The sequence below is a fragment of the Amycolatopsis sp. cg13 genome (assembly GCF_041346965.1).
In the GTDB taxonomy this organism is placed as follows: Bacteria; Actinomycetota; Actinomycetes; order Mycobacteriales; family Pseudonocardiaceae; genus Amycolatopsis.
Map to the genome: position 1 here is coordinate 5,324,092 of NZ_CP166848.1, position 21,112 is coordinate 5,345,203.

General features: G+C 69.0%; 19 protein-coding genes and 1 tRNA gene. 9 read left to right on the forward strand and 11 right to left on the reverse strand.

All coding sequences use genetic code 11. The features are described 5' to 3' along the window. Positions 1–83: 83 nt before the first annotated feature. The 3 genes from AB5I40_RS24590 to AB5I40_RS24600 form a co-directional block, all read right to left on the reverse strand. Complete coding sequence (locus tag AB5I40_RS24590; protein ID WP_009071749.1) at positions 84–287, reverse strand: cold-shock protein; 204 nt, start codon at positions 285–287, stop codon at positions 84–86. A gap of 211 nt (positions 288–498) precedes the next feature. Then, a complete protein-coding gene (locus tag AB5I40_RS24595; RefSeq protein ID WP_370932411.1) occupies positions 499–771 on the reverse strand; it encodes a hypothetical protein in 273 nt (90 codons plus the stop codon). A 297-nt stretch (positions 772–1,068) separates the two neighbouring features. Beyond that, the gene (locus tag AB5I40_RS24600) at positions 1,069–2,712 is read right to left on the reverse strand and encodes a thiamine pyrophosphate-dependent enzyme (RefSeq protein ID WP_370932412.1); all 1,644 of its coding nucleotides are present in this window, start codon (positions 2,710–2,712) and stop codon (positions 1,069–1,071) included. A gap of 124 nt (positions 2,713–2,836) precedes the next feature. On the opposite strand from AB5I40_RS24600, the gene AB5I40_RS24605 reads away from it, so the two are divergent. Then, a complete protein-coding gene (locus AB5I40_RS24605; RefSeq protein WP_370932413.1) occupies positions 2,837–4,117 on the forward strand; it encodes a hydroxyacid-oxoacid transhydrogenase in 1,281 nt (426 codons plus the stop codon). Next, a complete protein-coding gene (locus tag AB5I40_RS24610; RefSeq protein ID WP_370932414.1) occupies positions 4,111–4,518 on the forward strand; it encodes an acyl-CoA thioesterase in 408 nt (135 codons plus the stop codon). The genes AB5I40_RS24605 and AB5I40_RS24610 overlap by 7 nt, the downstream gene beginning before the upstream one ends. Here the strand turns inward: AB5I40_RS24610 and AB5I40_RS24615 are convergent, their stop codons facing one another. Further along, positions 4,519–5,469: a helix-turn-helix transcriptional regulator gene (locus tag AB5I40_RS24615; RefSeq protein ID WP_370940597.1), complete on the reverse strand. Its 951-nt coding sequence runs from the start codon at positions 5,467–5,469 to the stop codon at positions 4,519–4,521. 42 nt (positions 5,470–5,511) lie between these two features. On the opposite strand from AB5I40_RS24615, the gene AB5I40_RS24620 reads away from it, so the two are divergent. Together AB5I40_RS24620 and AB5I40_RS24625 are read left to right on the forward strand one after the other, a co-directional pair. Further along, a complete protein-coding gene (locus AB5I40_RS24620) occupies positions 5,512–6,600 on the forward strand; it encodes an epoxide hydrolase family protein (RefSeq protein ID WP_370932415.1) in 1,089 nt (362 codons plus the stop codon). A 68-nt stretch (positions 6,601–6,668) separates the two neighbouring features. Continuing rightward, a tRNA-Lys gene (locus tag AB5I40_RS24625) sits at positions 6,669–6,744 on the forward strand. A gap of 107 nt (positions 6,745–6,851) precedes the next feature. Here AB5I40_RS24625 and AB5I40_RS24630 read toward each other — a convergent pair. The 3 genes from AB5I40_RS24630 to AB5I40_RS24640 form a co-directional block, all read right to left on the reverse strand. Further along, positions 6,852–7,871 carry a copper resistance D family protein gene (locus AB5I40_RS24630; protein WP_370932416.1) on the reverse strand — a complete coding sequence of 340 codons (1,020 nt, stop codon included), beginning with the start codon at positions 7,869–7,871 and terminating at the stop codon, positions 6,852–6,854. After that, positions 7,868–8,398, reverse strand: a complete 531-nt coding sequence (locus AB5I40_RS24635) for a copper resistance protein CopC (RefSeq protein ID WP_370932417.1) — start codon at positions 8,396–8,398, stop codon at positions 7,868–7,870. Before AB5I40_RS24635 ends, AB5I40_RS24630 begins: the two co-directional genes overlap by 4 nt. A 174-nt stretch (positions 8,399–8,572) precedes the next feature. Next, positions 8,573–9,148, reverse strand: a complete 576-nt coding sequence (locus AB5I40_RS24640) for a response regulator transcription factor (protein ID WP_370932418.1) — start codon at positions 9,146–9,148, stop codon at positions 8,573–8,575. An 813-nt stretch (positions 9,149–9,961) separates the two neighbouring features. On the opposite strand from AB5I40_RS24640, the gene AB5I40_RS24645 reads away from it, so the two are divergent. Then, complete coding sequence (locus tag AB5I40_RS24645) at positions 9,962–10,915, forward strand: hypothetical protein (RefSeq protein ID WP_370932419.1); 954 nt, start codon at positions 9,962–9,964, stop codon at positions 10,913–10,915. 321 nt (positions 10,916–11,236) lie between these two features. Beyond that, positions 11,237–13,801, forward strand: coding sequence for a hypothetical protein (locus AB5I40_RS24650; protein WP_370932420.1), 2,565 nt, complete (start codon positions 11,237–11,239; stop codon positions 13,799–13,801). Between the two features lie 54 nt (positions 13,802–13,855). Here AB5I40_RS24650 and AB5I40_RS24655 read toward each other — a convergent pair whose 3' ends face one another. Beyond that, a complete protein-coding gene (locus AB5I40_RS24655; protein WP_370932421.1) occupies positions 13,856–14,935 on the reverse strand; it encodes a hypothetical protein in 1,080 nt (359 codons plus the stop codon). Between AB5I40_RS24655 and AB5I40_RS24660 the strand changes: the two genes are divergently transcribed. Both AB5I40_RS24660 and AB5I40_RS24665 read left to right on the forward strand, forming a co-directional pair. After that, on the forward strand, positions 14,904–16,166 hold the full coding sequence (locus tag AB5I40_RS24660; protein WP_370932422.1) for a hypothetical protein: 1,263 nt from the start codon (positions 14,904–14,906) through the stop codon (positions 16,164–16,166). The two genes, AB5I40_RS24655 and AB5I40_RS24660, sit on opposite strands and share 32 nt — an antisense overlap. A gap of 73 nt (positions 16,167–16,239) precedes the next feature. Then, complete coding sequence (locus tag AB5I40_RS24665) at positions 16,240–17,331, forward strand: class F sortase (RefSeq protein WP_370932423.1); 1,092 nt, start codon at positions 16,240–16,242, stop codon at positions 17,329–17,331. Between the two features lie 283 nt (positions 17,332–17,614). Here AB5I40_RS24665 and AB5I40_RS24670 read toward each other — a convergent pair whose 3' ends face one another. Further along, entirely contained in the window at positions 17,615–17,947 is a 333-nt protein-coding gene (locus tag AB5I40_RS24670) for a MerR family transcriptional regulator (protein WP_370932424.1), read from the reverse strand. A 649-nt stretch (positions 17,948–18,596) separates the two neighbouring features. Here AB5I40_RS24670 and AB5I40_RS24675 point away from each other — a divergent pair. After that, complete coding sequence (locus AB5I40_RS24675) at positions 18,597–19,478, forward strand: hypothetical protein (protein WP_370932425.1); 882 nt, start codon at positions 18,597–18,599, stop codon at positions 19,476–19,478. An 18-nt stretch (positions 19,479–19,496) separates the two neighbouring features. Here AB5I40_RS24675 and AB5I40_RS24680 read toward each other — a convergent pair whose 3' ends face one another. Next, the gene (locus AB5I40_RS24680) at positions 19,497–20,474 is read right to left on the reverse strand and encodes a helix-turn-helix transcriptional regulator (RefSeq protein ID WP_370932426.1); all 978 of its coding nucleotides are present in this window, start codon (positions 20,472–20,474) and stop codon (positions 19,497–19,499) included. Between the two features lie 10 nt (positions 20,475–20,484). Beyond that, positions 20,485–20,883, reverse strand: a complete 399-nt coding sequence (locus AB5I40_RS24685; RefSeq protein WP_370932427.1) for an STAS domain-containing protein — start codon at positions 20,881–20,883, stop codon at positions 20,485–20,487. Positions 20,884–21,112: the final 229 nt, after the last annotated feature.

Here is a 21,112-nt window from a genome sequence, read left to right on the forward strand (position 1 = left end):
GGCTCCGCGCTACCGCCGCCGAGACGAAAGAAGCCACCACCCCCGGAACCGAGAGTGGTGGCGACTTAGCGATTAGACGCAGGTCAGATCAGGCTGACCGACGTGGCCTGCGGGCCCTTCTGGCCCTGGCCGATCTCGAACTGCACGCGAGCGTTCTCCTCGAGGGTACGGAAACCGTTGCCCTGGATCTCGCTGTAGTGCACGAAGACGTCGCCGCCGCCGTTGTCGGGAGTGATGAAGCCGAACCCCTTCTCGGAGTTGAACCACTTCACGGTGCCCTCAGTCATCTAAACAATCTCCATACATAACACCAAAACAGGAAGCCGACCGACGTCCTGGGCCCAGACACGGGCGAGATGCGTTCCCCGAAGAGGAGGATCACGCCCGCTGAGTCTTGCGAGCGTGCTTTACCACGAACACAAAAATCGAGACCAAGCAAAGTAAAGCACAGCGGAGCGGGACCGGACAAGCCGACTCACCCCAGTTCGCGCGGCCGGGTCACTCCCCGCTGGCTTGGCGGAGCGGCGCGCCGAACGGCGAGCGCCACTCGGCACCCTGGTCGGACGCGACCACGGCTACGTCGTGGGCCTCCGCACTGGCGCTGAACAGCACCGGAACCACTCCGGACCGGTTCTGCTCGGGCACCTCGGCGGCGGCGTGCTCCGGCTCTTCGCGCACTACGGACACCAGCGCACCGGCCCGCGCGGACCGGGCCCGGCCGCGAGCCGTCGCCGCGGCGGTACGGGATTTCCCGTCCTTTTCGTCGGCCATGACGAACTCCCCTCGTTCCTTCCTCGCGGCAAGCGAGGCGATGACCGCGATGGTGCCATCCGGCACCGACAAAATCCGGCCGAAACCGGTTGTCCCCACCCCTGAAACGCGCCGAATGGCCGCGAACCGAGCCGGGGAGCGTGTCCACCCGGGAATTTCCCCAACCGAACGCCGGCCGAACTCAGCCGAGCGAACCGGGTCCGGATGCCGAACCCCGGGAACACCGTCAGGTTACCTGAGGCAACCCCGGGCAGCTACCGAACATTCCCGGCGTTTCCCTGTGTTCTCAGGAAGATTTCAGGTCCCTGCGGGGCGCGGGGCTCCGAGAAGCGTGCTGAGCCGCACGTCCGGAGTAACGACGTCCGGGTCCGTGCGCACGTCGATTACGCACGGCCGCTGCCGGACGAGCGCGCTCGCGATGATCGGCTCGAGCCGCTCGCGATCGTCCACCGTGTACCCCGCTGCGCCGAGCCCGCGCGCCCACGACGCGAAGTCAGTCAGCGGGATGGTCACTCCGGACAGCCGTCCGTGCGTACGCGCCTGATGCATCGCGAGAGGGCCGTGCAAGCCGTTCTGGAACACGACCACCATCACTGGCGCGCGGTAACGCACAGCGGTCTCGATCTCTTGCCCTGTCATAAGCGTGCCCGCGTCGCCGACCATCGCGACCACAGTGCGCCGCGGCTCGGCGAGCTTGGCCGCTACCGCCGCAGGGACCGCGTACCCCATCGCAGCGTTGCTCGGACCGAGCTGGCTGCGCGGAGCGGTGAAGCACCAGTAACGGTGCATGAACTGGGCGAAGTTGCCAGCGTCACTCGTGACGATGGTGTCCTCGGGCGCGAGCTTTCGCAGCGCGCGCACGACGTCGACCGGATGTACGCGCGTGTTGTTGCTTGTGTTCGGCGGAGTCATGAAGGTGTGTACGGCGGCGTTCGCGGCCGACGCTCTGCGCGTACGCGGCGAAGCGATCGCGCGCAGCTCCTTCAGGAACGGCTCGACCTCAGTGTCCACACGGAACGTCAGGCCGCGACGGCGTTGTTCGTCGATGCCAGTGCCGACAAGGACAAGCGTCTGCTGTGGAGTCGGATAGCGGAAGCCCTGCGTCGTGACTTCGTCGAGCTGAGTGCCGAGCGCGAGCACGAGGTCGGCCCGTTCGAGCGCGTCGAGCTGGCGCGCCGGGATGCCGAGACCGAGGTGTCCGGCGTAGCGGGCGTGGTTCTCCGGGAACGCGTCCTGGCGGCGGAAAGCGTTGTACACCGGGAGCGCCAGCTCGTCCGCCACCGCGATCAGCTCGTCCCGCGCCGACCGCGCGCGCCCGCCGACGATGACCACCGGGTAACGCGCTTCGTCCACCAGACCGGCGACAGCTTCCGCCGAACGGCCCAGCGTTCCGGTGACCGGCGGGCGAACCTTCGCCACCGGTTTGGCCGAGTCGTACGGCACGCCCCACGCGTCGCTGGGCACGCCGATGACGACCGGACCCGGCCGCCCCTCGCGGCAGCGGGCGAGGGCTTCGGCGAGGAGGTGCGGCACGTCGTCGGGATCGTCGGCGCGGACGACCCATTTGGCGATCTTTTCGAACATCCCGGTCGAATCGGACGCCGGGACCTCGCCGGTGAGCACCGGGTCGAGCGCGGGGGTTTCGAGCAGCACCACCATCGGCGTCTCGTCCTGGTACGCCGTCTGCACGCCCATGACCAGCGCGGCGGCGCTCGGACCGCGGCTCGCGAGCAGCACGGCGGGGCGTTCGGTGAGCTTGCCCTCGGCCTCGGCCATGAAGGCGGCGCCCGAATCGTGGCGGGCCGAAACGAGCGTGACGTCGCGCTCGCGGCGGAGCGCGTCGAGCAATTCCAGGAACGACTCGCCGACGACCGCGTACACCCGGCGAACCCGGGCCTCGTTCAAGACGCGTACGGCCGTTTGCGCGACGGTGGTTCCCACTTGGTATCTAATGAGGAGAGCTTAGGGCGGCACCGTGAACCGGCGTCAAGTGATCTTGAAGAACTCGCCGCGGGATTGTGCCGATTGCCGGATCGCGCTGCCCACCAGTTGGGAGGACGCCGTCGTGACATCCGCCGAACATGAGACTGTTTTCACTTACGGGGCTCCGGCGCTCAAATACGGAACCGGTTCGAGCGACGAGATCGGATACGATCTTGGCCAGTTCGGCGCCCGTCGCGTCCTCGTGGTGACCGACCCGGTCGTCGCGGCGACCGGATGGCCGGAGCGGATCGCCGAGGGCATCCGCGGCTACGGGATCGCGGCCGAGACGTTCGACGGCGTGCACGTCGAGCCCACCGACGTCAGCATGCAGAAGGCCGTGGACTTCGCGCGCGGCACCGGCCCGTACGACGCGTTCGTGGCGGTCGGCGGCGGCTCCAGCATCGACACCGCGAAGGCCGCCAACCTGCTGACCAGCAACGACGGTGAACTGATGGATTACGTCAACGCGCCGGTCGGCGGCGGCCGCGCGCCGGCGAACCCGCTGAAGCCGCTGGTCGCGGTGCCGACGACGACCGGAACCGGGTCCGAGAGCACCACGGTGTGCGTGCTGGACGTGCTGTCGCTGCGGGTGAAGAGCGGGATCAGTCACCTGCGGCTGCGTCCGACGCTGGCCGTCGTGGACCCGCGGCTCACGGTCAGCCAGCCCGCCGGAGTCACCGCGGCGAGCGGGATGGACATCCTCTGTCACGCGGCGGAGAGCTACACCGCCAAGCCCTACACCGAGTTCGGCCGAAAGCGGCCGGAGGAGCGCGTGCCGTACTGCGGGTCGAATCCGCTGGCGGACATGTTCGCGGAGAAGTCGCTGCAGCTGCTGTCGTGGGCGTTGCCCGCCGCGGTGCGCGACGGCGAGGACATGGCCGCGCGCGAGGCGATGGCGCTGGCCGCGACGTTCGCCGGGCTCGGCTTCGGCAACGCCGGCGTGCACATCCCGCACGCCAACGCGTACCCGATCGCCGGGCAGGTCCGGGATTTCCACCCCGACGGCTATCCCGGCGACGAAGCGATGGTGCCGCACGGCATGGCGGTTTCGCTCACCGCGCCCGCCGCGTTCCGGTTCACCTTCGCCGCGAACCCGGAACGCCACCAGCGTGTCGCCCGGCTGCTGGCCCCGGATTTCGAGTGGTCCGGCGACTTCGCCGACCACCTGCCCGCCGTGCTGACCACGCTGATGCGCGACATCGGCCTGCCCGCCGGGATCGGCGCGGTCGGGTACAGCGAGTCCGATGTGGACTCTCTCGTGGAGGGAACGCTGAAACAGCAACGACTGCTGGCCACCGCGCCGCGCACACCGTCCGAAAAGGACCTGGCGGGGATTCTGCGCGATTCGGTGCAGCTGTGGTGAACTATCCGCATTGGCAGACGGTTCCGTTGCGGTGGAAGGACAACGACGTCTATGGGCACGTAAACAACGTCGTGCACTACTCGTTGATGGACACCGTCATCAACACCTGGCTGATCGAACGCGGCGGTCTCGACATCGAGTCCGGGCCGGTGATCGGGCTGTGCGTGGAATCGCGTTGTGCTTACCACGCCTCAGTTTCGTTCCCGGACACGCTGCGGATCGGGCTACGGGTCGCACACCTCGGGCGGTCGAGCGTGCGGTACGAGATCGGGATGTACACGGCTTCGGACACCCTGGTGGCGGAGGGGCATTTCGTGCACGTTTTTGTGGATCGCGAGTCCCGTCGGCCGGTCGAGGTGACTGGGAAGTTGCGGGAATCGTTGGCGGAGCTGGCTGTTTGATCATTTGGCCGCGCGCAGCGCCCGGCCGCCGAGTTCGCGCAGGTGCTCCGCCAGCTCCGGCGGCTCGTGCACCTCGAACTCGCGACCGAGGCTGGTCAGCCGGAACGCCAGCCACTCCAGAGTGTCGGCCGGGCTGACGACGCGGCAGGTGCGACCGTCCACCGCGGTCACTTCGCTTGCCGCGCCCCAAATCCGTGCTACTTCGTCCGCCGGCGCGTGCACGGTGACCACCGCGCGATGCGTCGGGCGGGAGGTGTGCAGCTTCTTGGTCACGTACGCCGCCGGGTCCTCGGCAGGCAGGTCTTTCGCGGTGAACCGGGTCCCGATGGGTTGTGGTCTTTCGATGCGATCGACGCGGAAGACCCGCCAGTCGTCGCGGTCGCTGTCGAACGCGAGCAGATACCAGCGACGGCCGGACGACACCAGATGATGCGGTTCGACCAGCCTTTTCGTCGCCTTGCCGTCGTTGGCGAGATAGCCGAACCGCAGCCGCTCGCGGTTGGCGATCGCCGTCGCGAGGATCGTGAGCGACTCCGGATCCACGCGCGGCCCGTCGTTCACCGGCAGCGGCACTGTCGCCTTGCTCAGCACACTCACCCTGCGCCTTAACCGAGACGGCAAGACCCGCTCCAGCTTGGTGAGCGCCCGCACCGACGCCTCGTCGATCCCGGTCACCGCGTGTCCCGACGCCATCCGCAACCCGACCGCGATCGCGACCGCCTCCTCGTCGTCGAGCAGCAACGGCGGCATCGCACTGCCCGCGACCAGGCGATATCCGCCCTCCGCACCCATCGTCGCCTCGACCGGATACCCGAGCTCGCGCAACCGCTCGATGTCCCGGCGAACCGTCCGCCCCTCGACACCCAGCCGCTCCGCCAGCTCGCTGCCCGGCCATTGCCTCGGCGTCTGCAACAAGGACAGCAACTGCAACAACCGCGCCGCACTCACAATCTAGGACCATATCTGACCTACATGGTCTCTAGCGTTCTCGGCATGACCATTCGCCCGTTCCGCATCGACATCTCCGACGCCGCCCTCGCCGACCTGCGCGCCCGGCTCACGCAAACCCGCTGGCCGGCGCAACTGCCCGGCGAAGGCTGGGACCGCGGGGTGCCGGTCGACTGGCTGCGCGAGGTCGCGTCCTACTGGGCGACTGGCTACGACTGGCGCGCCCACGAGGCCCGGTTGAACGAGTTCCCGCAGTTCCAGACCGAGATCGATGGCGTCGACCTGCACTTCCTGCACGTCCCCTCTTCTGTTTCGGATGCCACGCCCCTGTTGCTGACGCACGGCTGGCCGAACTCCTTCGTCGAGTTCGCCGACCTGATCGAGCACCTGTCGGACTTCCACGTCGTCGTCCCTTCACTGCCCGGTTTCGGTTTCTCCTCCGCGCCCGGCCCCGGCTGGGACGCTTTTCGGGTGGGTCGCGCATGGGCAGACTTGATGCACCGCCTGGGCTACCGCGACTACGTCGTCCAAGGCGGCGACTACGGCGCATACGTCGCCCCCGAAGTCGCGCGGGTCGGTCCGGTGCTGGGCGTCTACATCACCGCTGGCCTGGGGATTCCCACTGAGGCCGACTTGCCTGATCTGGACGCTGCGGAGCGCTTGGCGTTCAACGAGATGATGTCCCAGGACTGGATGAACGGCGTCGACCACCACTCGCTGCTGCGGACCGCACCGCAGACGTTCGCTTACGGTTGGAACGACTCCCCCGTGGCCGCGCTGGCTTGGATGGCGCAAAAGTTCCACGAGTTCGGCGGTGGCGGCCGGGCCCTGGACGAGATGCTGGACGGGTTCCTGACGAACCTGAGCGTGTACTGGTTCACCGAGACGTTCGGGACGTCGTCGTGGTCGTTCTACTCGAGCACCGGTTTCGCCTGGCCGCGGGGCCAGAAGGAGGCTCCGACCGGGGTGTACAGCGGGGTGCCGGGGATCCGGCGGCTGGCTGCGCGGGAATCGGAGATCGTGCACTGGCCGGTCGACAATCCGGCTGGGCACCACTTCATCGCGATGGACCAGCCGGAGGCTTACGCGGCGGATCTTGCCCGGTTCGTGAGGCAGGTGCGGTCTATGCGATGAGGCTGGGTTGCTGGGGTGGGGACCCACCCCAGCGGGCGGCCGGGCGGCGCCCGCTAGACTGAGCGCGCGGGCCGTTAGCTCAATTGGTAGAGCTGCGGACTTTTAATCCGTAGGTTCTGGGTTCGAGCCCCAGGCGGCCCACCACTCTTGCAACGCGTCGACCCGGTGTGCTCAAGCCACTGGTCTGCGAACTCAGCCCGAACTCGTACCTCACCGGCACGAACACCGGCTGCGGATCGTCGCTGGCTCGGTTACGCGACCGGGGAGCGAGTGAGCACCGCCGCGAAGCCGAACGCCACTCCCATCACGGTCAGTTCCAAGGCCGCCCACTGCAGCAGCGCGGTTGGTTTCTGCTGGACGATCGCCGGGAGCAGGCGGAAGCGGATGTTGCCTCCCAGCGCGGCCAGTCCGAGCAGGCACAGCATTTTGCCGACCACCAGCCTGCCGTAGCCGGTGCCGAACAGCCCGCTCATCAGATCCCGTCCCGGCGGAGTGAGCGTGACCTCGGCGATGCCGTTGGCCAATCCGGTGACGGCCACCAGGACCAGGCACACCGTGGCCAGTTTCGAGAATCGCGGCAGTGCGTCGGCGAGCAGCGCGCGGTGGTTCGCGGCCAGGGTGATCACCGCGAACAATCCGCCGGCCCACGCGGTCGCGCCGAGGATGTGCAGTTCCATCGACACCATGGTCAGGTCGTGCCAGCGCCAGTCCATGGCGTGCCCGGTCACCGGCAGCGGGAGCAGCGCTAACAGGGCCACCGCGGCGCGCGCTTCGGCTGGCAGCGACTCGCCGACGAGCACCGCCAGTCCGGCGCACGCCAGCGCGCTGACGATCACCATCAGCAACGCCTTGCCCGCACCGAGTTCACCGATATAACTGCGAATCGCGGCGAACGACACGTCTCGCCCCGGGTGCAGTTCCGCGGTTTGCAGCACGAGCAAGACCAGCGCGCAGGTGGCCCACACCAGCGAACTGGCCGCGGCCCACACCCGGCTGCCGGCCAGCACCGGACCGGCCAGTTCGGGTCGGGCAGGCCCGAGCAGCAGCGGCAGCACGCACAAGCCGACAGTGACCAACGCGGACACGTCCAGCAGCACCCGCGCGATCGGCAGGCCGACCTCGATCACCGCGCCCGGATCCAGCAGGCCGGAAGCCGGCCGGGCGGCGACGATCGCCGTCCCTAGCAGCACGCCCGCGCCGCCCGCCGCGGTGAGCAGCGCGGTCAGCCGGACCCGAGGCGAGGCGATCAGGGTCGACCTGCCAGGGGTCACGACCGTTTGCCGACCCGCAGGGCGACGGTCAGCCCGATGCCGAGCAGCACTGCGGCACCGAGAATCCACACCCAGACCGGGAGGCCCGTGCCGTCCGGTTCGCTGGGGGCGGCGACCGCGGAACGCGGCGCGGCGGCGGCCGTGGCCGGGGCGGCGGGCGGCTTGTTCAGGGTGAAGGTGATCGAGCCGCTGACCGGATGGCCGTCCTCGGACACGATCCGGTAGTCGACGGTGTACTCACCCGCGGCGCCCAGCGTGCGCAGCGGGACGGTCACCGCGCTGCCCTTCACCACGGCGGGACCGGCCTCCCAGTGGTTGTGCCGCGCATCGGTGACCGACACGGTGTTCAGCTCGGTGCCCTGCTGCACCGACTCGTTGAACTTCAGCTCAACGGCGGACGGTGCGGTGTCCACAGTGGACTTGTCTGCCGGAGTGGACCCGACCAGAGTGTCGTGTGCCAAGGCCGGCGTCGCCAGCCCGATCAGGGGCACCCCGGCCAGCAGCAAGGTGATCAGCGCACGTTTCATCCCCGCTCACCCCGGCTCGCCGCGGCGATTCGCCTGACTCGCGGTAACTCTTGGCGGTTTCTCCGAAGCAGGTGAAGTCGACCGCGTGCGACGTGCCGGTCGCCAGGCTGCTGTGTTCCGACAATCTTGCTGTAGCGCATCATCGCCTCCATCTGGTCCGACCGCACCTGGGTGTCAGGAGAGGAAACCGGCGCGAAAGCCGGCGGCGACCGCTTCGGCTCGGTCGTGGACGCCGAGCTTGCGGAAGATCCGTTTGCAATGGGTTTTGACGCTGTCTTCGGACAGTGCGAGATCGGCGGCGATCTGCAGGTTCCGCTCGCCGTTGGCCATGCCCCAGAGGATTTGGAGTTCGCGTTCGGACAGGTGGGGACGACCGGCTTCGGGCAGTGCGCTGCCCTCCGGCTCGGCGACGACGTACGGCTCGGGGTACCAACTGTCGTATTTCTGAAGGAATCCGCCGATGCCGTGCAGCAGCGCGCTGGCCGCTGCGGCGGCCGTGCCGGACGAACCGAACAGGATCACCGAGGCGCCGGGGGCGATCGACAGCAATCTCGCCGCAGCGACGGGGCCGGACCGTTCGCCCGACTGGACCGCGACGAGCACCACGTCGCTGGGCGACCGGATGTACCGGCGGACGAGTTCGTCAGCGGTCGCGGCACATTCGACGCGCCCGATTCCTGGTGCGCCCTGCAGCGATCGCGCGACCCCGTGGCGCGCATTCGGCCGCTCGGCGTAGACCAGTATCTCCACCGCGACCGCGATTTCCGTAGCTCTTTCGCGATCGCGCTCATTTCGGGGATCGACCACGGTATCCATGCCTCCGGAACGCGGGTACGCCCATTCCCTTACGCGAGATTATCAAAACGTTACCCGGATGATCACCTGACGCATTCTCCGCCGCCGAACGGTCCCGATCAGCGCCGGGCGGCACCCGATCTCGCACTCGCCGCCGGCCAGCCGCGGAGCAGCACGCACCCTGCCGGTTCCTCACCCGCCAACGGGGCAGCCTTGCGATCCGACTCCGCTACCAGCAAAAACGACGGCTCGTTACCAAATCGTGACCATGTCCTCACGGCGGCTCCAGGTCCGAATTCCGACCAACGGTTAACCGCCACTATCCCTATTCACCCGATCGCGCACATATTGTTGAGCTCGCGGATTCGGACACCGACGGAGAGTGGTTCGTGCAGCACGGCCAACTACCAGGAGTCACATCGACGGGTCTCGTAAGTGGCGGTTCTCTATTTCCCAGCGGATCTTTACGATCGACGGCCGGGGCGACCTCTTCGAGCAAGCAGGAAATGGTGGAGTGCGATGGCGTGGCTGCGAGCGACCTACGACGAAACGGGCACGAAGCCCGTTTCTCGTGGTCGGCGCGGACCTGCCGAGGCGCTACTTTCAGAGCCATTTGCGCGCCCGTGCCGAACGTCAGCCGGCGAGCAGGACGAGACGGCGAGCGCGAGCCACTCGGCGCGATCGCGGCGGGCGACGTGCCTTGCCGCGATCTGCCGTGCCGTCCTTCTCGGTACGTTCGTCCTCGCGGGCTTCGCCGTGGCGAGCGCCTTGGAAACCTCTACCGCCGCCGCTGATACCGGATGCGATCCGGCCGACACGCCCGCAGCGTGCGGCCTACCGGACGTCGCCGTTCAGCCGACGGGTTTCGTGGGGCAGATCGCGTCCGCTCCGATCGCGGTGCCGACGCACCTCGCGCCGCCAACGCACCTGGCGACGAACTCGGTCACCTCGCTCGTGAACACGACCGTGCGGCAGGCCAACGCAGTGGCCGAGTCCGCCGCGCCGACCTCGGCTCCGGCGATCAAGCAGGTCGGCTCTGCGGTGCAGACGACGACCGCCGCGGTCGCCAAGACTGTCGACAGCGCAGCGCAAAACGTCGATACCGTCGCGCGCGACACCGTCACCACGGCGAGCCGCACGCTCGACAACCCGATCACGAAGAAGCTCACCGGCACGGTGTCCGCGATCGCGCCGGTCGTTTCCGCCACCGGCCTGCAGCCCCACCTCGAAGTACCGGGCGTAGCCACGATCACGGCGACAGTGCCGGTTTCGACGGACTCGGAGACGTCGCCGGCCCCGCTGACCAGCCCGGACGCACCCCGCCACCCGGCCTCATCGGCACCGCAGACCGCACCGGCGGCGGCCCTTCCCGCGCCGACCGCCGCGGCGACCCCGGCCAGCGGAGGCTCCGCGTTCTGCGTGAGCGGGCCGCACGGCCAGACCTCTTTCCAGCGATCGACCGCGACGGCGACGCCAGCCGGCATCGGCTCGCAGCGCCCGGCCGACCCGCTTCCCCTTGATCTCCCGACGGCACCGATCGGCGCCGTCGGGTCCGGCAGTGGCACTTCGTCTGCGGGCTCTGGCAGCGGCGACGCGCAAGGCGCGATCGTGCTGTCCGGAAGGACCGCCCGCGACCAGCGGCTCGCCTGCTGGGGTGTCAACCCGGATGACGTTGCTCCGCTGCGCATGCGCGCACAGCAACCTCCAGTGTCGCCCGACTGACGTGTCGGCCGCCAACGCGAATCAACGCGTAAAGCGATCACCGCAAGATCATTAAACGCTGAGCACAGCGAACAAATGTTGATCACGGTTAATCGCGAAGCTATTCGATTGATCAGTAGCGACAGCAGGACCGTCGAGGTGCAAGCTCGACGGCTGGCTCGCGAACTCATGGGCTGAAATCGCAAGCCAGTAGCTCCCGCTGCCACTACCTCCATCAACGGCTGGTGTCCAGGGCTGTCGGCAAACAAACCCATTTCACAGCAGACACGTCAACCGCCGCGCCGATGTTATCGGCAGGCGCTCATGAACTGGAGCGTTGCAATGAAATTCACACGTTGGACACGGCGCCGTCGCGCCGATGTCCAGGACGGAGAGGCCCCCATCGGCCTTCCCCCAGGAAAGAATTCGTGTTTCCGTCGGCCGAACCGCGCGCTGCGCGGCGCGGCCGCGATGTCGGTCACCGCGACCTTCGCGCTGGCCGGCCTGGTGACAACCGCCGCCGCCGCTCCCCTGCCCGGCCTCGACGGCCTGGCCCTTTCCGGAACGGACACCACCTCGTCCGCGAGCTCTCAGCCCAGCTCGCCGACGAGTGCTTCCGGAATGAGCGGCACCAGCACCGCCACCAGCCAGCCCTCGACCAACCCGTTGTCCCCGGTGAGCTCGTCCACCGGCGACCTTCCGACCGCGCAGATCCCGACCGTGGGCAAGTTCCTCAGCGGCGACGTCCTCAGCGGCGGCGCGTTCGCCGGCGGCCTGTTCGGCGGTGAGACGAAGCAGACGTCGACCGACCCGAACCAGTCCGGCGGCGCGCACTCGACCGGGGACACCAGTCACCACGGCGGCGGCGACGCGTGCGACTTCTTCCTGCAGCACATGTGGAAGAACGAGGACGGGATTCCGCTGATCGGCAGCAGCTCGCACGCCCTGACGTACCACACTGACCCGTCGTACAAGAACCTGATCCTGTCGATGGCCAGCGGCGCGATCGGGAACTCGCAGATGCCGGTCGTCGACATCTACGGCGGGCCGCTGGGCTGGATCCCGATCTTCAACCCGTCGCACGTGCGCGGCCACGGCACCGACTACCTGACCATGGCGACCGGCTGCGGCGGCATGGGCCTGCCCATCAACACCAAGACGATGGCACTCGACATGTCCCGGCTGCCGACGCCGGACAAGGTGGCCAACTTCGTCCAGAAGGGGATGCCGAGCATTCCCGACCCGGCGAAGATCCTCAAACCGGACTACCTCTACAACACCCTCCAGGCCCGCGAAATCATGAGCCGCCTCGGACCCGGCACGGTGTTCACTCCGGACGAGTACTTGTCCTTCGCGGGCAAGAACTTCGACGCGATGCGGCTGCTGTGGCAGACCGCGTTCGACAAGCTGCAAAGCGGCAACCCGGCCGCGGTCCTGGACGTCCTGAAGGTCACTGACAACATCAAGACGCTCCAGTCGCTCGGCATGCCGGGGCTGCCCAGCCTGGGCAGCGACACGCTGGGCACGCCGGGGCAGCCGGGCGCTCCCAACCCGGGCACGCCGGGACAGCCGGGTACGCCCAATCCTGGTACGCCGGGTCAACCGGGCTCGCCGAATCCGGGCACGCCGGGTCAGCCGGGCACGCCAAGTTTGCCGGGTCTGCCGGGTCTCTCCGGCTCTGGCCAACCGGGCATCGGCGGGATCCTCTCGCAGGTGACTGGCGGACTGGGCAACACCGCCCCGAAGCCGCAACCGGCACCGGCACCCACGCCGCAGCCAGCCCCTCAACCGGCACCGCAGCCGCAGCCAGCGCCGCAGCCGCAACCGGGCACGCCGGGCACTCCTGACCCGGGTACGCCGGGTCAGCCGGGCACATCCAATCCCGGCACGCCGGGTCTGCCGGGTCTGCCGGGTCTCCCCGGCTCTGGCCAACCGGGCATCGGCGGGATCCTCTCGCAGGTGACTGGCGGACTGGGCAAAGCAGCTCCGCAGCCGCAACCGGCCCCTGCACCCGCACCGGCCCCGCAGCCGCAGCCAGCACCGGCCCCTGCACCGGCACCGCAACCAGCGCCTCAACCGGCACCGCAGCCGCAGCCCCATCCGCAGGCGAGCATCTCTGTTGGCACGCCCACGGTGAACGGGAAGGCAGCGGGCTCCGCGCCCGGCCCGAACGTCCCGGCGGGCAGCCCGGTCACCATCACGGTTCCGGTGACCAACAACGGCAGTGTCCCGGTGTCCGGGCTGGGTGGTCGCACCTCGCTCGGCACGCTGAACTGCGGCTCGAGCCAACTGGCTCCGGGCAGCACCGCCCGCTGCACGGTCACCACGACCGCGCGGCCGGGCTCGAACGCCGGGCAGTTCAACTTCACGGTGTCGGGTCCGAACGGCACCCAGCAGAGCAAGGCCTGCCGGATCTACTACACCGGCACGCCCACGGGCACCGGCACCTCTACGGGCACCGGCACGCCTACCGGTACCGGCAAGCCCGCGGGAACCGGCAAGCTCGCGATCACCGGCACGCCGACGGTCAACGGCGTCGCGGTCGGGCCGAACTCGACCGCGAACGTGCCGCTCGGCCGGACGTCCACTGCCAAGTTTCAGGTGACCAACACCGGCTCCGCGCCGATCTCCAACCTGCGGGGCTCCTCGCCGAACGGCCAGGCCACCTGCGCCGACACGACGCTCGCCCCGGGTGCCAGCACCTCCTGCACGATGCAGTTCCACGCTGGCCCCGGCACCCAGATGGCGCGGGCGGCTTTCACCGGCAAGGACACCGCCGGCGGCACGTCGACTGTCGGGTTCTCGCAGAACTACACCACCACCGGTGCCTGCACCTGTGACCCGGCCGCCTCGACTGCGACCGCCCCGACCGCGGTGACCTTGCCGCTGCACACGGGCACCCGCTAACCGGCATTAGCCAACGACTGGACACCTTCGAAAGCACTGCTGACAGATCACCGATCATCCCAGCAGACCTTGGAAAGGTTTTCTCATGCATACCTGGGTAAAACGGTCTCTCCAGGCCGGGTTGCTCGCAGGTGGCTTGATGCTCCTAGGCGTGGGCGTGGCCCAAGCCGAGGAAACCACCGAGCCCTCGCGACCAAGCGACCAGGCGACAGTCACCACCGCGGGCACCAGCCCGTCGGACTCCGTGACGTCGCTGGTGTCGGGACTCGTGCAGCCGCAAAAGTCGGCGTCAACCGGCACGACCTCGGCGTCCGCGTCGACACCTACCGGATCGGTCACCACGAACGGCGCCGATTCGAGCAGTTCGGCCACTTCGTCGGGCAGCGGATCGGCGAGCACGCCAGTCTCGTCCGTGGCGCGAGTCCTCGCGCCAGTCAGCTCCGCGCTGACCACGAAATCCGGCTCGTCCAGCCCGGTGACCGCGGCTGCCTCGGCCATTACCGGGGGCGTCGCGCGCAGCGGAGCCACGAGCAACGCCAGGACTTTGCCCGCGGCTGTGCCGTCGGCGACGTCCATGCCGATAGCGGCGACGTCCGCCAGCGGCACCGGCGACAACACGGCTGGTGCGACAACCACCAGTTCGACTACGCCTACCGCGGTGGGCACCACCCGCGACAACGGGTGTTCGTGCCCGCTCAGCGGCTCGACGCATGTTCCGGCTCCCGCTCCGGCACCGGCTGGTGCCAGCGGGGACACCGGGTGTTCGTGCCATCTGACCATGGGCACGCCTACGGTCAACGGCACCAGCGCCGGATCGCCGGAGAGCGCGGTGCCAGTCGCCGCGGGCCAGCCGGCGACGGTGGCTGTCCCGGTGACCAACACGGGGACCAGCCCGATCAGCAACGTCAACGGCACTACCACCGGTGGTGCGATGACGTGCAGCGGCAGCACGTTGGCCGCGGGTGAAAGCACCACGTGCAGCGGGACGCTCACGCCGACCGCGAGCACCGCTTCGGCACCGGTCACGATCAGCGGCACCGCCGCGGACGGCGAGCAGGCCAGCACCACCGGCACTGCGTACCTCGCCCCCGACAGCGGCCCGATGCCCGCTCCGGCACCCGCTCCGGCACCCACCGGTGGCACCACGACCGGCGGGACCACCGGCGGTGGCCTGCCGGGCCTGCCGAGTCTGCCGGGCGGTGGCCTGCAGAGTCTGCTGGGCGGCATCGTGCCGAGCGGCTCCACCGACGGTGCCGGCACCGCCGGCGGAACCGTGACCGGCGGAACCACCGGCGGCACTGACGGCACCACCGTCGGCGGAACCGGAACCGCCGGAACTCCGGACGGGACCGTGACTGGCGGTACCCCTGGCGGCACCGTCGGCACCCCTGGCGGCACCGGCACCGTCGGCACTCCTGGCGGCACTGCGAGCGGTGGCCTGCCGGGTCTGCCGGGCGGTGGCCTGCAGAGTCTGCTGGGCGGCATCGTCCCGAGCGGCTCCACCGGAGGAACCGCCGGCACCGCCGGCGGAACCGTGACCGGCGGAACCACCGGTGGCACTGACGGCACCACCGTCGGCGGCACCGGCACCACCGGAACTCCGGACGGCACCGGCACCGTCGGCACCCCTGGCGGCACCGGCACCGTCGGCACCCCGGATGGCACTGGCACCGTTGGCACGCCGGACGGCGGCCTGCCCGGTGTGCAGGGCGGGCTTCTGCCGGGGCTCCCGGGCGGCATCCTCCCGGGTCTGCCGGGCAGCACCGGAACCGCTGGTACCCCTGGCGGCACTGGCACTGCCGGTACTCCGGACGGCACCGGAACCGTTGACACTCCGGGTGGGACCGCGACCGGTGGCACCGACGGCACCACCGTCGGCGGCACCGGCACCGCCGGAACTCCGGACGGGACCGTGACTGGCGGGACCACCGGCGGAACTGACGGCACCACCGCCGGCGACACCGCTGGCGTCCCGGCCGATGGCAGCACTGACGGAACCGCTGGTACGACCGGGCAGCCGGCTGGCGGCCTGACCGACGGCTCCGGCACTGCCGGCGCCGGCGATGGAGCGGTCATCGCGGCCGGCTACCCGATGGGCAGCGATCGCGGGCTCGCTTCGTGGACGGGCACCGCCGGGACCGCGGCGTACCGCGGTTCGGCAGACGCGTCTGCCACCGGGACCACGGCCGGGCATTTCGATGCCGGGTTCCCGGTGCCGGCCGGCGCGGTCGAGGCCGGCGGTGGCGGCACCGCTGACGATCACCAGGGCGTCGACGGCGGGATCGCCGGTGGCGGACTGGCGCTTCTGGCGATCGCTCTCCTCATGGTGACGGCGGCAGCCGCGCGTCGTCGTCACTTCCGATAGGGGGACGGTGTGGTGTGGCCATGCCCCGGCCACACCACACCACTCCTCCCTGTTTCACCAACTGGAGTGGGTCATGACTGCGGATAAGGACGCGGCACAGTCCGGTCGCATCCAGACCCGGCTCGGCCCGCTCGCGCTGGCCGGCCTGTCCTGGAGCCTGCTGGCGGACGCATTCCTGCCGGCCGATGCCAGCCATGCCGTGGCGGTCGCGTCGCTCGTGATCGTCGGCGGGGTCGGCTGGGAGACGCTCTATCACGCCGGTCAGCGACTGCGCCGGGACGAGGACTGGTCGAGCCGGTCCGGTCTGCTCATCGCGCTCTTCGATGCCACGCTGGCCTGCCTGGTGCTACGCGCACTCGACGTGGCCGACGATTCCGCGCTCCGCTACCTCCTCTATTTCAGCTCCGCCTGGATGCTGATCTGGCTGGTCACCCAGGGCCTGAGGCGAGCAGCCGCGGCAGGCTGGCGCTACTCGGGCGCATGGCTGACCAGGCCGAGGCCGCGCCACGCGCCACGGCCGGTTCGGCACCGTCGTGCGTTCGGTGCGATCACCGCGGCCGTGGGGGTCGCGACGGCCTTGGGGCTGGTATTCGTCCTGGCCACGGACAAGACGCCAGCGCCGGAGATGGCACACACCGCTCCGGCCGCACGGCCAGCCGCACCGCCGAACCGGTCGGTCGTCGCGGTCAACAACCCCACGGTCCGGGTGGTGCCGATCGCGGTGCACCTCCCGAAGCTGGCCGCCGACTCGTCGCTGATCAGGCTCGGCCTCGACGCGAACCAGCGCATGCAAACCCCGTCGGTGACCACGCCGATGCAGGCCGGCTGGTACGAGCCGGGGCCGGCGCCCGGCCAGACCGGGCCCGCGGTGATCGTCGGTCATGTCGACGGCGCGAGCCAGCCCGGGATCTTCTACCGGCTGCACGAACTCGCACCGGGCGACCGCGTCACCGTCGAACGCGCGGACGGCTCCGTGCTCACTTTCGTGGTGCGCCGAACCATCCACGCGTCCAAAGACCGCTTCCCCACCAAGGAGGTCTACGGCCGCACCGCCGGACCGGAACTGCGGCTGATCACCTGCGGCGGCTCCTTCGACCGGGCCGTGCGCTCCTACCGCGACAACATCATCGTTTTCGCTCAACTTGACGGAGAACAACAGCAGTAATCCAGCCTCGCCAATCCGCTCGAACTCTGCATTGACCAGCGCGAGCATGGCTTCGAAGTCGTCGCGCGCGGTCGAGGGTCATGCGGAAATGCCTGAGTCGCCGTTTCTCCACCAGCTCGACATATCCCACCACGGCACCGTTGCGGGCGGTAAGCCGGTACGGAGAGGCAGGCGGTTACCCTCGCTGCCCAGGTGATCCGGCCACGGGCGCAGCGTCACGGGGCGGAAACGCACGAACGGCACGCGACATCGAGGTCGCGTGCCGAGCGAGTCGCGGGGAGATTCAGTCCTTTGCGCGGAGTTCCGCGTTTTGGCGCTGGGCTTCGTGGAGCTGGTCTTCGAGGGTGATGATGCGGCAGGCGGCGGCCACGGCGGTGCCCTGGTCCACCAGTTCCCGCACCCGGGTGGCCAGGCGCAGCTGGTGCCGGGTGTAGCGGCGGTGTCCGCCGGCGGAACGTTGCGGCTTGCTCAACCCTGCCTCGTCGAGGCTGCGCAGGAAGCTTTGACTGGTGCCGAGCATGTCGGCGGCCCGGCCCATGGTGTAGGCGGGGTAGTGCTCGTCGTCGAACTTGTCGGCCCCGCCGGGCGAGGCCGGTCCTTCTTGGCCAGGGATCATTCCACCTCCACGTCAGCAAAGACCCCGGGTGCCATGCACGGCGCCCGGGGTCCTCAAGGGTTGGGTTTCACCATTGTCAACCGGCGCGAACGCCGGCTTCTCGCACCCGCGTGCGGCATACCGCCGGCTTGCGCGGGGATCGCTCATTCGTGACCGAGAACCACCTCCGAACTCGATGGGACTGCGGCACCCGCGCGGCGCTTTCCGGCCGCCGCGGGCGTTCCAATGATGCTCCCGTCCCCTTCCTTCCGGTTTTTTCCACTTGCTGGGTACTGCGTTTTCCTTGCGGGTACTGCGTTTTCCACTGCTGCGAACGTCACCGACGGGGAACCCTTCCACTGATCGGCCCCGGCCACCTGACCGGTCCTGCACTCGCACTTCACAACCGAACTTTCTAGAGCGAAAGACGTCGACGCTGTCCAGACTGCGAGGGAAGGCTTGCTGCCAGGCAACGCCCGAGATCACCGCGCCGCGCTCAGCAGATGGCGGCCCGGTTGCTCAACCGGCCGGAGCCGTGCCTTCCCGGTCGTACGAGGCCGTCTCTTCGGGCAGCGTTGTGCGGTCGCGTCCGCCGGGCACAACCTCCGCGGTCACGTGGCGTCTTCTCGGGCACAGCTTCACCAACTGCCGCGAAAAGGGGACGCCGGACATGGGATTCACCGCGAAGAAGACGATCAAGATGGCGATGATCGGCGGGGCGATCGCCGCCACGGCGCTTCTTTCCGCTTGCAGCGGGAACGGCGGGTCTCCGGTGAACAACGCGGCCGTCCAGCAGTCGCAGGGTGCTGCCACCGGCGGGTCCGGAGGGTCCGACAACACCAAGGGCACCGCGAAAGGCAGCACCGAAGAGAACGGTGACGTCAACTGCAGCAAGCTGGAAGGCAAGCAGGTCACTCCGCCCGGCGGACCGCAGATGGACGTGATCGCCGTGTCCGCGACCAGCGGCACCAACCCGGGCTGCAACGACGCCTTCAAGGTGATTAACGAGTACTACCAGGAGATCCCGACCAAGGGCGAGGGCCCGGGCCACCGCGTGCTCGACATCTTCGGTCGCTGGACTTGCGCCGGATCCGGCGATCAGGCCAACCCTCAGGGCACCGTCTGCGGCAAGGACGGCCGCACCGATTACACGATCGAGACCCGGCCTTCCGGCAGCGGCAAGGGGTCGGCACCGCAGCCGCGCCGGTTCCCGAACACCACCCAGACCGTGCAGTTCACCGGCTTCGACGCCAGCGTCAACATGGCCACCTTCCATCTCGTCCGCGCCCAGGGTCAGGGCGAGTACGTGCCGGTCGCGGGTGACACCAAGACTTACCGGCTCCCGTTGGCCGAGCGGGCCATCGTGTGGAGCGCGGCCACCTTGTGCCAGAACGACAACCAGGCCACCGTCGGCGAGGACGGGCTCGGGACCTTCCGCTGCGACGCCGACCAGTTGCGCCGCACCCTCTCCGGCGGAACTCCGGCTCTCGCCCAGATTCTGGTGAGCGGTGATGACCAGATCGCTCAGGTCAAGGAGATCTACCACCCCTGACCCAGCTGCGGAACACGCCTAGGAATCCGCTGCGGCCGCGGAGAGAAACTCGCCGTGCAGGGTCTGTGAGGGAAGCTCCTCGTACGCAGCCCGATAGTGCGCGGTGAAAGCGCTAGGCCGCGTGTACCCCCACCGCGCCGCGACCCGCGTAACAGTCGTCTCCCCAGGCGCAGCAGCACGCAACTCAGCCCGCGCATGGTCGAGACGGACTCGCCGCAGGTAAGCCATCGGCGTGGTGTCCAGGTGGCGGCGAAAGGCAAGCTGCACAGCCCGCGCGGAGACACCGGCAGCCTGGGCAAGCTCGGTGGCCGTGATGTCGCGGTCCGGGTGAGCTTCGATGAACGCAACAGCTCGGCGCAAGGCTTGGGGATGGGCATCGAGATCGGTGCCAGCGCGTTCGGCCAGAGCTGTCGTGGGAAAAGCCGCGAGTACGGCCGCGGCGAGGTGTTGGGTGGCTGTGCTGAGCAGCAAAGGGTGCTCGGCGATGTCCGGAGCCGAGAGGACCTGATCCCGCACGTAAGTGATGGCCGCGCGCAGATACTGGGCACTGGCAGCCGAAACCGGGTTGTGGTCGAGCAGTTCCACCGGCTTTTCGGCACCGGCGACACGAGTCAGGACAGCGGGATCCAGCATGGTGATGCTGTACCGCGCCCGGCAGATCCGGCCGGAGTACGGACGGTCCGGCGGGGCGAAGGCGAAGAGGTCGCCGGGGGCGAAGGCGGCGGGTTCGGGCCACCCGGCGACCTGGTGGTCTTCGATGGTTCCGGCTTCGATGTCGCAGAGGCAGATCCGGCCAAGCGGCTCGACGTCGTAGCTCATGTCGAAGTGCAGTTCGAGCTTGTCGGCGCTGACGCTCTCGGACGCGACGCGCGTGATGCGGGCGCCAGCGTCCCGGCCGCCGCTGCCGATGCGCATCGGGGCGTAGGAACTGCAGAGGAATTCTTCGGTGCGGACCAGGTCGTCGCTCTCGAACACCACCTGCCCGGAAATCGACATGAGCTCCCGGTTACCCGCGCGGGTCGGGGATCAAACCGCCCAGCTGGGCACAGGCGTCGTCGATGGTGGCGACGAGGTTGAGCATCTCCTCGACCCGCGTGAGGCGCAGTGGGCGCAGCACGGCGCGGTTGCCACCGGTCACCACGATCAGTCTTCGTTGCCTGGCGACGGCGGCGTGGTGCGCGTCGATCATCAGCGACATCCCGATCACGGCCATGAAGTCCAGGCCGGTGCAGTCCAGGACTATGTCGCGGCCGATCCGGAGCTGCCTGTCGAGTTCTTCGGCGAGATCGTCGGCGGTGGCAAGGTCCAGGGCACCGCGAAGCCGCACCAGTACGAGGGCGCCCACGGCTCCGCTCCGGATCGCCAGGTCGCCGGGGCGCAGCGACCGGTCGGTTGCTTCGGACATCAGCGGGTACTCCTGTCGTCTGGGGGCCAACGCCGCGAGGGGGGGAGCGCTTCCCCGAAAGCACCGCTGAATTTCAAGCTGCGTACGTGTAGTTGCCTCCACCGTGCAGGGCTCGGCTGGAACGGTCTAGCGGCATAACCGAACACCGGCTATCCGGAAAACGAACCGTTCCGGCGCAGCCGTGCGGGATCGGTCCGGGTTAGCGCTGTCGGAGCAGGCAGGTGCCAGC